Source organism: Chenggangzhangella methanolivorans, from assembly GCF_019797865.1.
Lineage (GTDB): Bacteria > Pseudomonadota > Alphaproteobacteria > Rhizobiales > Methylopilaceae > Methylopila > Methylopila methanolivorans.
Map to the genome: position 1 here is coordinate 2,161,046 of NZ_CP081869.1, position 12,515 is coordinate 2,173,560.

Consider the following 12,515-nt stretch of genomic DNA (forward strand, 5'->3'; position numbering starts at 1 on the left):
AGGATCGAAACATGTTTACTCACAGAAATCAAAAGCCGATTTTTGTGGCAGGGCTCGCGACCGCTCACCCGTTAGGCGCCACATGCGGCGAAAGCGCCAGGCGTGCTGTGTTTGGCTTCATTCTTGGCGAAACGCCCGATTTCGGCGCCTGAAATATTTGCACCTCGCGGCTGCCGGCTTTATGATTTCCAACATTAAACTCACGCCGAACGGCCATCGGAATGTTTTCGCGCCCCGTCAGCCGCGAGTCGCCAAACCGACGCTCATCGGCCATGACGGTCGGAACCGCCTGTCGCGCCGCGTCGGCTGATCTGGGCGAACGGAGGACGCAGTGCTCGATACGGCGAAGGGCGATCGCCTTGGCCCCAATCTGCGCGCGCTGCGTCAGGAGCGGGGGCTCACCCTCGACCGGCTCGCAAGCCTCAGCGATCTCACCCGCGGCTATCTCTCGCTCGTCGAGCGGGGCCTGAAGACGCCCTCGATCACCGCGCTGATCCGCGTCGCGGGCGCGCTCGAGGTCAACATCGCCCAGCTGTTCGACCTCAACGCGGTGCCGAACGTCCGATACACGCTGCAGCGGGCGCGCGATCAGCGCGCGCCCAAGCGCGCCTTCGGGCTGACGCCGCTCGCGCCGGGCCGCGCCGCCAAGATGATGGAGCCTTTCATCATGCGCCCCACGTCGTCGCCGGGCGCGATCGGGGGCCCGCGCTGGGCGCATGGCGGCGAAGAGATGCTGTTCGTGGTCTCCGGACGGATCGCCGTGAAGCTCGGCGGCGAGGAACTCGAGCTGGACAAGGGCGACTGCCTCTATTTTTCCGGCGAAGAGCGCCACGAGGTGCGCAGCCTCGGCGACGAGCAGGCCGAAGTGCTGGTCGTGATCGCGTCCGACCCGGACGCCGGCCTAGCGCCCGGGATGGCGTCGTCGCCGGTCCTTCTGCTCACGTCGCTGTCGGCCGACGATGAGGCCGCGTGGCTCCACGCCCTCCGGTCGGCGATGCCCGACGAGGTCGTCGAGACGGACCCGGATCGGCCGGCCGTCGAGATCGCGATCGTGGCCAACCCGCCGCCCGGCGGCCTGCGCGGCCTCCCGGCGCTGAAATGGGTCCACAGCCTCTGGGCCGGCGTCGACGGGCTGCTGAAGGATCCAACCGTTCCGGATGTGCCCGTCCTGCGCCTCGTCGACCCCACGATGGCGCAGGCCATGGCCGAAACGGTCGCCGCGGCCGTGCTGGGCCTGCATCGCGAGTTCGACGTCTATGGCGCGCAGCAACGCGCCGGACTCTGGTCCGCGCGCCCGTTCCGGTTCGCGCGCGACCGCGCCGTCACGATCCTCGGGCTCGGCGAGATGGGGCGCGCCTCCGCCGCCCTGCTCAAGGCTGTCGGCTTCGACGTTCGGGGCTGGAGCCGCTCGGGCGCGACGATCGAGGGCGTGCGGACATTCGCCGGGGCCGACGGTTTCCTGCAGGCCGTCCGGGGCGCGGAGATCCTCGTCAATCTCCTGCCCCTGACGCCCGAGACCGAGGGCGTGCTCTGCGCGAAGACGTTCGAGGCGCTGGCCGGGGGCGCCTGCGTCGTGAATTTCGGTCGCGGCGGGCACGTCGCGGAGAGCGATCTCGTCGACGCGCTCAACTCGGGCCGCTTGCGCCACGCCGTGCTCGACGTGTTCCGAACAGAGCCTCCGCCGGCCGGGCATCCGTTCTGGAGCCATCCCGGCGTGACGATCCTTCCGCACGTCGCAGCGCCGACCGACATGTCGTCGGCGTCCGCGGTGGTCGCAGTCGCTGTCGCGACATACCGGATGACCGGCGTCGCGCCCGAAGGGCTCGACCGTCGCCGCGGATATTGAGCGATCGGGATCGGACGGCCCCCTTCGTCCGCGCCCTGAAGCGGAGGGCGCAAGACGCTCGCTCGAACCCCGACGTCTCGGACGATAGGCGGCGGATCCGACGATCGGTCCGCCGCCCTGTCGAAGGCGCGTCGAGGGCAGCGAAGGCGACGCGACCCGTCAGCCGTCGTTGTTGTTGCCGGTCCAGCTCTGGCGGGCGTTGGAGTCGAGGGAGCGGTTCTCGAAATCGCCGCCGATGCCGACGTCGAGATCGCGCCGCAACTCCACCGGCATGACCTCGCCGTCGCTCTTGATCGACTGGGCCGAGGACGAGCCGGCGCGGACGTTGCTGGCTGAATCCACGCTTGCGCCGTAGCCGAGCGTGGTCGCGGACTGCGCCATGGCGCCGGTGGCGGCGGCGAGCGAGATGACGGCGGCGGCGCCGATGGTCGTGAAGCAGGTCATTTGGATCTCCGTTGCATCGCCCGGCGCCTCGCCGCGGCGGGACGTCTTTTCGACTTCCGGATGCTCAACGCGGCGGTTGAAACCGGAGATTTGTTCCTTCAGAGCCTCACAGTTTTGACGTCCAAGACACAGTCGCGCCGGCGTGACGCCGGCCTCGGGGCGGCTCGCAAGCGTCGCGGACCTGGGCGCGCCCCTCGATGATCCCGAACGAGACGCTCACCGGAGCGTCTTGTTCGCCAGAGTCATCGGACGGGCGCGGCGAGATATGGCGGCTCCCCGAACATCTCGATCAGCAGCTCGGTCAACACCCGCACCTTCCGCGCCGGATGCAGGCCGGGCGGGCGGACGACATACGCCCGCTGCCGGCGGCGGGTGGCGCGTCATGACCGGCACGAGCGCGCCCGACGTCACATGTTCGTCGGTGAGGCAGTCGGGAAGCGCGGCGACCCCGAGCCCCGCCACCGCCGCCTCGAGGAGGGCGAGGCCATTGTCCGCCTTGAAACGCCCCCGCGGCTGGACCGCGACGACGGCGTCGCCGTCCGTCACGTTCCAGGGCTCGGTCCCCTGCATCAGCGCCTCATGGGCGACGAGCTCCTCCGGCGTCTCGGGATCCGTGGGCCGCGATATAGGCCGGGCTCGCGACGAACTTTCCGAACATCGGCCCGACGCGCCGCGCCACGAGGTTGGAGTCCTGCAGGTAGCCGACGCGGATGGCGCAATCGAAGCCTTCCCCGATCAGGTCGACGAAGCGGTCGGTGTAGGACGTGGCGACGTGGAGCTGCGGATGCCGCAGCGCCATGGCCGCGAGCGCCGGGGCGAATGCGTCGGGCCAAAGGAGAGCGGCGCCGAGATCCTTAGCCGGCCGCGCAGCTCGCCTTCCGGCAGGATCGTCTCCTTCGCGAGATCGATCTCCGCGCAGACCCTGGCGGCGTGATCGCGGAACATCGCCCCCGCCTCGGTCAACGCCGCTCCGCGGGTAGTCCTCGCGAGCAGTTGAACGCCGAGGTCCTCCTCGAGCCGGGCGAGGCGTCGGCTGACGATCGATTTCGAGACGCCGAGCCGCCGCGCCGCGGTCGTCACGCCCCCGGCGTCCGCGACTTCGACGAACGTCCTCAGCTCTTCGATGTCCACTTTGGCGTTCCCCGTTGCGCAACACAGTTCGTCGCGAGACAGCGCTACCGCATCGAAACTGGAACTGACAGGGTGACGGTCAAGGCGATGCCGCACCCGGCGCAGTCGTCTCGGCCATCGATCCCAGTCAAATCAGGAAAAGGGCGCACTCGTGACATTTCGCAACGGACTTTCTTCGCTTCTTCGTCCGGAAGATTCTGTCGTCGTCCTGATCGATCACCAGCCTTATCAGCTCGCGAACCTGAACAGCCACGATCCGCAGATGGTGATCAACAACACGGCGGCGCTGGCGAAGGCCGCGAAGGCGTTCGACGTGCCCGTCATCCTGACGAGCGTCATCGCGGCCCAGGGCGGCAAGATCTTTCCGCAGGTCACCGACGTGTTCCCGGGCCAGGAGGTGATCGACCGCACCTTCATCAACACCTGGGAGGACCAGGTCGTGGTCGACGCCGTCAAGGCGACGGGCCGCAAGCAGCTGATCATCGCAGGCCTCTGGACGGAGATCTGCGTCGCGATGCCCGCGATCCAGGCGGCCGGCGAAGGCTGGGACACCACCGTCGTCACCGACGCTTCCGGCGGCGTGTCGGTCGAGGCGCACCAGGTCGCCGTCCAGCGCATGATCGCGGCGGGCGTCAACATGATGACGTGGCTCGCCGTCTCCGCGGAATGGCAGCGCGACTGGGCGCGGACAGAGAAGCTCCCTGCGCTGATCGAGGTGATGAAGGCCCACGCCGGGGCGAGCGGCATCGCCTACCTCTGGGAGACGCAGCTTCTCAACACGCCGGTTCCGTCGCACGCGACGCGCTGATCCGGGCGGGGATGGCGGGGTCTTTCAGCCGCAAATGGAGCGTCGCCTTGTCGGCGGCGCTCTTCGGCGCGGCCCCCGTCGCCTCGCACGCAGAGATCTCCACCGACATCGAACGCGCGCCGACGCTTACCATCGAGCGGCACGGCGAGGACTGGTCCTACCTCGCCGATCCGGACCGGCGGACGGGCCACTGGACCGAGCCATTCAAATACATTCCCCTGAACGCCGACGACTCGCTCTATCTGACGACAGGCGTCGAGACCCGCATGCGTCTCGAGGGCTACGAGGGCTCCTTCTGGGGCTCGGCGCCGGACGATGCTTACGTCTGGAGTCGGCTGATGCCCTACGCCGACCTCCACGCCGGCCCGGTCCGGGTCTTCGCCCAGCCGATCCTCTCGTCGATTTCCGGCTCCGATCACCAGTGGACCCCGGTCGACACGACCGGAGCCGACATGCTGCAGGCCTTCGTCGGAGGCGAGATCGCGGTGGCGGACCGCGCCTCGCTTCGGCTGTCCGCGGGGCGCAAGCTGGTGTCGCTCGGCGCGGGGCGCTTCATCGACACGCGCTACGGTCCGAACGTCCTTCAGTCCTTCGAGGGCGGCGACGCGACGCTGACGGGCGAGACAGCCCAAGTGACGGCGCTCCATCTTCAGCCGGTCGACACATTGCGGGGCGATTTCGACGACCGCAGGTCGCGCCAGAAGAAGGTCTGGGGCCTCTACGTCACGCGGTGGCTGACGCCGGACCGGGCAACGGGTTTCGACGTCTACTATCTCGGCTTCCGCGACCGCGAGGCGGTCTTCGACCAGGGGGCCGGCCGGCAGCTGATCCACACTTTCGGCGGCAGGCTCTTTGGCGACGCGGCGCCTATTACTGGAATTTCGAAGGCGCGGTTCAGCGCGGCTCCTTCGCGGGCGGACGGGTGGCGGCGTGGGGCGTCGGCGGCGAGGTCGGCCGCCGGTTTCGCGAGACGCTGCTCGAGCCTGAACTCGCGCTCACGGTCGACGTCGTCTCGGGCGACGACGACCCGGACGACTCCAGGCTCGGCACGCTCAATCCGTTGTTTCCCCGCGGCAAGTACTTCGCCTCGCAGTCGCCGGTCGGACCCCGGAACCTGATCCACCTGCAGCCCTCCGTCACGGTCCATCCCCACACGCAAGTCGCGGCGTCGCTGCGGGGCGCGGCCTACTGGCGCCAGAACGTCAATGACGGGGTCTATGCGATACCCGGAACGCTGGTGCGCAGCGGCCGCGACAGCGACGCGCGCTTCATCGGCAAGCAGGCGGAGTTCGCCGTGGCGTGGCGGGCGAGCGCCGAGCTCACCTTGTCGGCCTCGGTCGGCGTCTTCGTCCCCGGGTCTTTCGTCCAAGACACAGGGCCGGCGCGGACCATAAAGATGACCAGCGCCATGGCGAATTTCCGGTTCTGACCCCCCGTCGCCGGGCGTTACGAGAGTTGAGGGACCTTCGCATGGACATCGGCGTCGACAGTTTCGCGGCCATCCTCCCCGACCCCGCCACCGGGCGGCTGCCGTCGGCCACCGACCGGATGGCCGATCTTCTCGAGGAGATCGAGGTCGCCGACAGGGTCGGGCTCGACGTGTTCGGCGTCGGGGAACACCATCGCGCCGAATTCCTGGACTCCGCGCCCGCCGTCATCCTCGCCGCCGCCGCGGCCCGCACCGAACGGATCCGCCTGGCGAGCGCCGTCACGGTGCTGAGCGCCGCAGATCCCGTGCGGGTGTTCCAGGAGTTCGCGACGCTCGACCTCATCTCCAAGGGGCGCGCCGAGCTCGTCGTCGGCCGCGGCTCGTTCGGCGAGGCCTTCCCGCTGTTCGGCCTCGACACGCGCGCCTATGACGATCTGTTCGCCGAAAAGCTCGACCTGTTCCTGAAGCTCGGCGAGACCGCCAATCTTCGCTGGGAAGGCCGCCACCGCCCGGCGCTCGCCGGCCAGGGCGTCTATCCCCGCCCCCACCAGGAGCGGCTGCCGGTCTGGATCGGCGTCGGCGGCTCGCCGCAATCCTTCGCCCGCGCCGGCGCGCTCGGCCTTCCGCTGATGGTCGCCATCATCGGCGGCGCGTTCGACCGCTTTCGGCTGCTCGTCGACCTCTACCGCGACACCGGGCTCCAGGCCGGGCACGATCCGCAGACGCTGAAGGTCGGCGTCCACGCGATGGGCTTCGTCGGCGAGACCGACAAGGCGGCGAGGGACGCGTTTTTCCCCGGCTGGGCGCATCTCACCGGGACCATCGGCCGCGAGCGCGGCTGGCCGCCGCCGTCGCGCCAACAGTTCGACGCCATGGCGAGCCCTGAGGGCGCGTTCCTCATCGGGTCGCCCGAGACGGTCGCGGTCAAGATGCTGCGCGCCAGCGAAACGCTCGGCGGCCTCTCGCGCATCACCTTCCAGATGAGCACAGCGTCTCTCGAAACGGCGGCGATGAAGCGCTCGATCGAACTTTTGGGGACCGAAGTCGCGCCGATCGTCCGGACGGCCCAGGTTCAGGCGACAGCCAAGGAGACGACGGCATGATCGAGATGATCATCGAGCAGCGGCGCCGCAGCCTCGGCGGCGGCATGGAGGTCGGGCGGGTGCTGCCCTTCGCCAAGCGCCGCATGGTCGGCCCCTTCATCTTCTTCGACCATATGGGACCGATGGACCTCGCGCCCGGGATCGGCCGCGACGTCGACGTCCGCCCGCACCCGCATATCGGGCTCTCGACCGTCACCTACCTGTTCTCCGGCGAGGTCATGCACCGCGACAGCCTGGGCACCGAGCAGGCGATCCGGCCGCAGGAGGTCAACTGGATGACGGCCGGGCGCGGCATCACCCACAGCGAGCGGCTCGAACACGCCCGAGCCCACGGCGACCGTCTGCACGGGATCCAGGCCTGGGTCGCGCTCCCGACGGAAATGGAGGAGATCGCGCCGTCGTTCTCGCATCACGCGGGAAAAGACCTGCCGCAATGGAGCGACGCCGGCGTGCACGGCCAGCTCATCGCCGGAAGCGCCTATGGCCTTGTCGCCGGCGCCGCGACCCATTCGCCGCTGTTCTACGCCCATCTCGACATGGAGCCGGGCGCGACCGCCGAGATCCCGTTCGGCCACACGGAGCGCGCGCTCTATGTCGCGACCGGCGCGGTGGAGTTCGACGGCGCCCGCTACGAGGCCGGCAAGATGCTGGTGCTCGGCGCCGCGGCCTCGCGCGTGAAGGCCCTGGAGCGCTCCGCCGTGATGGTGCTGGGCGGCGAACCCTTGGGCGAGCGCTTCATCTACTGGAACTTCGTCTCCTCCTCGAAGGACCGGCTCGCGCAGGCCGCCTCCGACTGGAAGGCGGGCCGCATGAAGCTGCCGGACGCCGACGACGCGGAGTTCATTCCGCTGCCGGACCAGCCGGCCCCGCCCGCGCCGGCCATGTCGTGAGCCTCGGGGCGGCGCTTTCCATCATCGCGTGACGGAGGAACGACGGCTCATGACGACGACGCGCGCCGCGCCGCAACGCCCTGGCCTCGGCGTCGTCCTGCTGCTTGCGCTTGCGCTTTGCGGCTGCGCGCAGCGCCCGGGCCTCACGGTTCTGGATCCGGTGACGGCGACCCCCGGGGCGAAGCTCGTCTCCATCTATGTCGCCACCACCAGGTCCGTCGACGGCGACGACGCTCCGCGTCCGACGAACGCGATCGCCGTCGCTCCAAGCTATCTCCGCTACGTGGTCTCGATCCCGCCGACCCACAGGCCGGCGCAGATCGAATGGCCGTCCGGGGCGCCGGACCCGACGAAGGACTTCGCGGTCGTCTCCTCCGAGCGTCTTGAGGAGGACCAGATGGTCGCCGAGCTCGGCGCGGCGGCGGCGCGCGGCGACGTCATGGACAGGGAGGTCCACGTCTTCGTCCACGGCTTCAACAACAGTTTTCAGGAATCGCTGTTCCGCATGGCGCAGCTTGTCGCCGACGCCGACGTCGGGCGCGCGGCCGTCCTGTTCTCCTGGCCGTCGAAAGCGGCGGTGACCGGCTATCTCGCGGACAAGGAGGCCGTGACCTTCTCGCGCGACGCCCTCGCCCATGTCCTCGCGCGGCTCGCCGCCGAGCGCAGGATCCGCGACGTGCGGCTCGTCGCGCACAGCATGGGATCATGGCTCGCCATGGAGTCCGTCCGCCAGATCCGGATCGCGCGGAATGCGGGCGCGATCGCCAAGCTCGACGTCGCTCTCGCGGCCCCCGACATCGACTCGGAGGTGTTTCTCCAGCAGCTGCGCGTCGTCGGACGCCTGCGCGCGCCCATCACAGTGCTCGTCTCCAAGGACGATCAGGCGCTGTCGCTCTCGAGGCTTCTCGCGGGCGGCCAGTTCCGGGCCGGCGCGGCCGACGTCGACGACCCCCGCGTGCTCGCCGAGGCGCGCAACGCCAACGTTCGCGCGATCGACATCTCCGTGCTCGGCACGCGGTCCGGTGCCGGGCATGACGGGTTCGCGGCCTATGCGGCGATCTACGGCCGTTTGCAGAAGACGGGCGACGATCGACTCGCCGCAGGGGTCGGGCCGGGCGTCTACGTCCTCGACTCCGTCGGCCGGGTGCGTCCCGTGGACGCCCGCATCGCGCAGGCCGCAGGCGAGCCGGACGCCCGGTCGCTGCGTTGACCGTCGATCGGCATGGGGGCCGCATGAGACGCTGGAACATCGCCGTCACAGGCTTCGGCGGGGTCGGCCGGGCGGTCGCGGAGCAGCTCGCCAACCGCCGCGCCCGCTACGCCGCACGTTACGGCGCGGACGTGCGGCTGACGGGCCTTCGCCGGTCGAAATCGGCGGCGGTCGATCCTGACGGCCTCGGGCGAGGCGACTGGGACAGGAGCGCGCCGCCGCCCGAGGACTTTCTCGACGCCGCGCAGGCCCACGTGCTGATCGAGGCCGGCCCGTCGGACTTCCGCACCGGCGGGCCGGGGCTCGGCTATATGAGGGCCGCGCTGTCGTCCGGCAGGCATGTGATCGCGGTGTCGAAAGGCGCGCTCGTCCATGACGGCCCGGGCCTGAGGGAGCTCGCGGCCCGCCACGGCGTCCGGCTCAAGATCAGCGGCGCCGCCGCGGCGGCCCTTCCGACCATCGACCTCATCGAGCACGATCTCGCGGGCTGCGAGATCGTCTCGATCGAGGAATCCTCAACGCCACCAGCAACCATCTGCTGACCGAGATGATGGAGCGCGACGTCACGCTTGGGGAGGCGCTCGCCGCGGCGCAGGGGGCCGGTTTCGCCGAGGCCGATCCGAGCCTCGACGTCGACGGCTGGGACGCCGCCTCGAAGCTTCTGATCCTGCTCAACTTCGGACTGGGCGCATCGCTCACGATGACCGATCTCTCCGTCGGCGGCGTCGGGCATGTCGAGCTGGACGACGTTCGCCGCTGGCGGGACGCCGGGCTGTCGCCGAGGCTCGTCGCCCATGCGAGGCGGGCAAGCGACGGTCTCGCCGCCGGCGTCGAGCTCCGCACCTATCCGGCGAGCGACCTGTTCGCGCTGGCGCGGGGCAAGACCAAGGCGATCCGCATCGCGACCGACGCGGTGGGCGAACTGGTGGTCAGCAGCTGCGCCTCGGAGCCGGCGGCGACGGCCGCCGCCGCGCTCAAGGACCTCGAGCACATCCTCGCGACCGGCTGAGCCGGCCGAGGACGTTCGAGCCCCGTGGCTGACGCGCGCCGACGGCGCGACGCAAGCCCGCTGCGATCGCGAACGCGCTGATCTCGCGATTGCCCCGCCATCGCGCATCGGCTAGGTTCCGCCGCGTCGCCAGCACCCGTAGCTCAGCTGGATAGAGCGCTGCCCTCCGAAGGCAGAGGTCAGAGGTTCGAATCCTCTCGGGTGCGCCACGTCTCCACATCCCGGCGAAACTTCGTGCGGCGCTCGAAAGCGCAGCCGCTTTCGCGTCGGAAGACGAATGGCCGGCGCGCGCGATCGATCCACCTCCATCGGGGGCTGCGGCGACGGTCGCCGGAAGCCGAACGGGAGGACAGGATGAGCGATCGAACCCATGCGAACGGCCCTCTGGTCAACCAGAACGTCGTTTTCGTCCTGGAGAGCGCGGAAAGCGGAGCGCCGAGCGAAAGCCGGGGATTCATCACCCATGTCGGACTGTCCGAGGTCACCGCCTCGTTCCCGACCACAACCGGCCCGTTCACCGCGACCTTCGCGCATGAATGGCTCAGGCCGGCCGAAAGCCCGGACGAGTGGCTGGTCACGGCGCGCCTGGCCCCGGTCGATCGGCCGTCACGGCCAGCCTAGCAGGTTCGGCGGCGCGGCAGGTCTGGCGGGATGGCCTTCACAGGCGTCGGGCGGCGGTCTTCGCCGCCGTCGAGCGGCCCGTAAACCGTGACCCGAGAGGCCCTGGGCGGGCGCTAGGCCTCAAGAGGCCAATGGGATACCTTCCGCGCGCTCCGTACGCCCAGTTGGCTTGGCAGTCCATGCAATCAGAAGATTTCGCGACGTCCCTTTGCCCGTGCGGCAGCGGTCTGAAGCCCGCCAAATGCTGCGAATTGAACGTGTGGACCGCGGGTCCGCCCTCCGCCGCGGCCCGGTCTGCCGACGGTCCTGCGGCGCAGGGCGTCAAGGCGTTCAAGCAAGGCGACTATCCCGTGGCCGCCAGGCTCGCGGTCGAGGCGCTCGAACGGTCCCCGTTCGATCCCGTGGCGCTCAAGGCGCTCGCCGGCGTCCGCGAGCTTGAAGGGCGCGCCGGAGCCGCAATCACCCTGCTCCGCCGCGCCGCCCATTTCGACACCAGCGACTATGCGACGACCGTCAAGCTCGTCCAGATGGCGATCGCGAGGGGCGGGGCCGAGGCCGCCGAGCCGCATGCGCGGCAGGCGGTGCGGCTCTCGCCCACGAACCCGCAGGCCCATTACCTGATGGGCATGACGATGACCCAGCTCGGCCGCCATGCGCTCGCCGCGCACCACAATCGCCGGGCGCTCGAGCTGTCGCCCCGGCGCGAGCCGCTGATCCTGACCAACCTCGCCACCAACCTGCTCGAGACCGGCGAGATCGAGACCGCAAGGGAGCTGTTCCGGGAGGCCGACGCGGCCCAGCCGAACGATCGGCGCACGCTGCTCGCCTGGGCGCGGCTCGAGGAGATCGACCGCAAGTTCGACGACGCCGAAACGCTGCTCGACCGCGTGGACCAGATCGCGCGGAACAATCCGCAGGCGACGCTGCGCCGCGCGACGGTGCTCGGCCGCCGCGGGCGCGTGGACGAGGCCGTGAAGCTGCTGGACGAGCGCGCGAGCGCCGGGGCGCGCCAGCTCGGACCGCAGGAGCTCTTGGAGCGCGGCCGCCTGAAGGACCGGCTCGGCCTGCACGACGAGGCCTGGGCGGATTTTTCAGCCGGGAAGGCGCGCGCGCTGGAGCTCGGCGCCGGAGCCTATGACGAGGCGGCCGCAAACAGGCTGACCAGCAACCTGAAGACCTATTTCACGCGCGAGCGCCTCGCGGTCCTGCCGCGCGCCGAAGACCGGCGGGACGGGCCGCAACCCATCTTCATCCTCGGCTTCCCGCGCTCGGGAACGACGCTCGTCGAGCAGACGCTCTCGTCGAGCGACGCGATCTCGGCCGGCGACGAACTGCCATTCGTCGGCCAGATCGCCGCGATCAGCCCGCGTCTGCTCAGCAGCCCCTGGGAATACCCCGGCTCGCTGTCGGACCTGCTACTCGGCGACCGCCGGGAGGGCCTCGACGACCTCCGGAACTTCTATCTCGCGAGCGCGCGGCGCATGGGCGTCGCGCGCGACGACACGCCGTTCTTCACCGACAAGATGCCGCTGAACGAGACCCATCTCGGCCTCATCGCGCTGATGTTCCCGCGCGCGCCTCTGGTCCATGTCGTGCGCCATCCGCTCGACGTGATGGTGTCGGCCATGTCGAACTTCTTCACCCACGGCTTCGGCTGCGGCAGGGACCTCGAGAGCGCCGCCAAGCACCTGCTGATGACGGCGGATCTCGTCGAGCACTACCGCGGCGTCGCCGACCTCAACTATCTCGAGCTGCGCTACGAGGACATCGTCGACGACCAGGAGGCGACGGTGCGCCGCCTGTTCGACTTCGTGGGCGTTCCGTTCGATCCGAAGGCGCTCGAATTCGAGGCCAACGAGCGCTATGCGCGCACGGCGAGCTACGCGCAGGTGAAGGAGCCGCTCTATCGGCGCTCGCGCCACCGGCACCAGAACTACCTGCGCCACCTCGCGCCGGCCCAGAAGATCCTCGCGCCGCTGATCGAGCGTCTCGGCTACGAGGTCGAGCCGCTGGCGGCCTGAGAC

The 12,515-nt window shown here is 69.8% G+C and carries 10 protein-coding genes, 1 tRNA gene and 2 pseudogenes; 11 read left to right on the forward strand and 2 right to left on the reverse strand.

Features of this window, described 5'->3' with window-relative positions; translation table 11 throughout:
* Positions 1-331 precede the first annotated feature (331 nt).
* The gene (locus K6K41_RS11300) at positions 332-1,846 is read left to right on the forward strand and encodes an NAD(P)-dependent oxidoreductase (protein WP_261405120.1); all 1,515 of its coding nucleotides are present in this window, start codon (positions 332-334) and stop codon (positions 1,844-1,846) included.
* A 159-nt stretch (positions 1,847-2,005) separates the two neighbouring features.
* Here the strand turns inward: K6K41_RS11300 and K6K41_RS11305 are convergent, their stop codons facing one another.
* A complete protein-coding gene (locus K6K41_RS11305) occupies positions 2,006-2,290 on the reverse strand; it encodes a hypothetical protein (RefSeq protein ID WP_261405121.1) in 285 nt (94 codons plus the stop codon).
* A 242-nt stretch (positions 2,291-2,532) separates the two neighbouring features.
* Positions 2,533-3,421: pseudogene (locus K6K41_RS11310) on the reverse strand (LysR family transcriptional regulator).
* 151 nt (positions 3,422-3,572) lie between these two features.
* Here K6K41_RS11310 and K6K41_RS11315 point away from each other — a divergent pair.
* The 10 genes and pseudogenes from K6K41_RS11315 (at position 3,573) to K6K41_RS11365 (ending at position 12,512) form a co-directional block, all read left to right on the forward strand.
* Positions 3,573-4,229, forward strand: coding sequence for a hydrolase (locus tag K6K41_RS11315; RefSeq protein WP_261405122.1), 657 nt, complete (start codon positions 3,573-3,575; stop codon positions 4,227-4,229).
* 266 nt (positions 4,230-4,495) lie between these two features.
* Positions 4,496-5,658 (forward strand): annotated as a pseudogene (locus K6K41_RS29980) (alginate export family protein).
* A gap of 41 nt (positions 5,659-5,699) precedes the next feature.
* Positions 5,700-6,761: an LLM class flavin-dependent oxidoreductase gene (locus K6K41_RS11330; protein WP_261405124.1), complete on the forward strand. Its 1,062-nt coding sequence runs from the start codon at positions 5,700-5,702 to the stop codon at positions 6,759-6,761.
* Positions 6,758-7,651: a pirin family protein gene (locus K6K41_RS11335; protein WP_261405125.1), complete on the forward strand. Its 894-nt coding sequence runs from the start codon at positions 6,758-6,760 to the stop codon at positions 7,649-7,651. Before K6K41_RS11330 ends, K6K41_RS11335 begins: the two co-directional genes overlap by 4 nt.
* A 49-nt stretch (positions 7,652-7,700) precedes the next feature.
* Positions 7,701-8,861: an alpha/beta hydrolase gene (locus K6K41_RS11340; RefSeq protein WP_261405126.1), complete on the forward strand. Its 1,161-nt coding sequence runs from the start codon at positions 7,701-7,703 to the stop codon at positions 8,859-8,861.
* Between the two features lie 23 nt (positions 8,862-8,884).
* Positions 8,885-9,403, forward strand: a complete 519-nt coding sequence (locus K6K41_RS11345; protein WP_261405127.1) for a hypothetical protein — start codon at positions 8,885-8,887, stop codon at positions 9,401-9,403.
* A gap of 5 nt (positions 9,404-9,408) precedes the next feature.
* On the forward strand, positions 9,409-9,870 hold the full coding sequence (locus K6K41_RS11350; protein ID WP_261405128.1) for a hypothetical protein: 462 nt from the start codon (positions 9,409-9,411) through the stop codon (positions 9,868-9,870).
* A gap of 132 nt (positions 9,871-10,002) precedes the next feature.
* Positions 10,003-10,079 (forward strand) — tRNA-Arg (locus K6K41_RS11355).
* A gap of 145 nt (positions 10,080-10,224) precedes the next feature.
* Positions 10,225-10,491, forward strand: coding sequence for a hypothetical protein (locus tag K6K41_RS11360; RefSeq protein ID WP_261405129.1), 267 nt, complete (start codon positions 10,225-10,227; stop codon positions 10,489-10,491).
* 257 nt (positions 10,492-10,748) lie between these two features.
* Positions 10,749-12,512 carry a tetratricopeptide repeat-containing sulfotransferase family protein gene (locus K6K41_RS11365; protein WP_261405709.1) on the forward strand — a complete coding sequence of 588 codons (1,764 nt, stop codon included), beginning with the start codon at positions 10,749-10,751 and terminating at the stop codon, positions 12,510-12,512.
* Positions 12,513-12,515 lie beyond the last annotated feature (3 nt).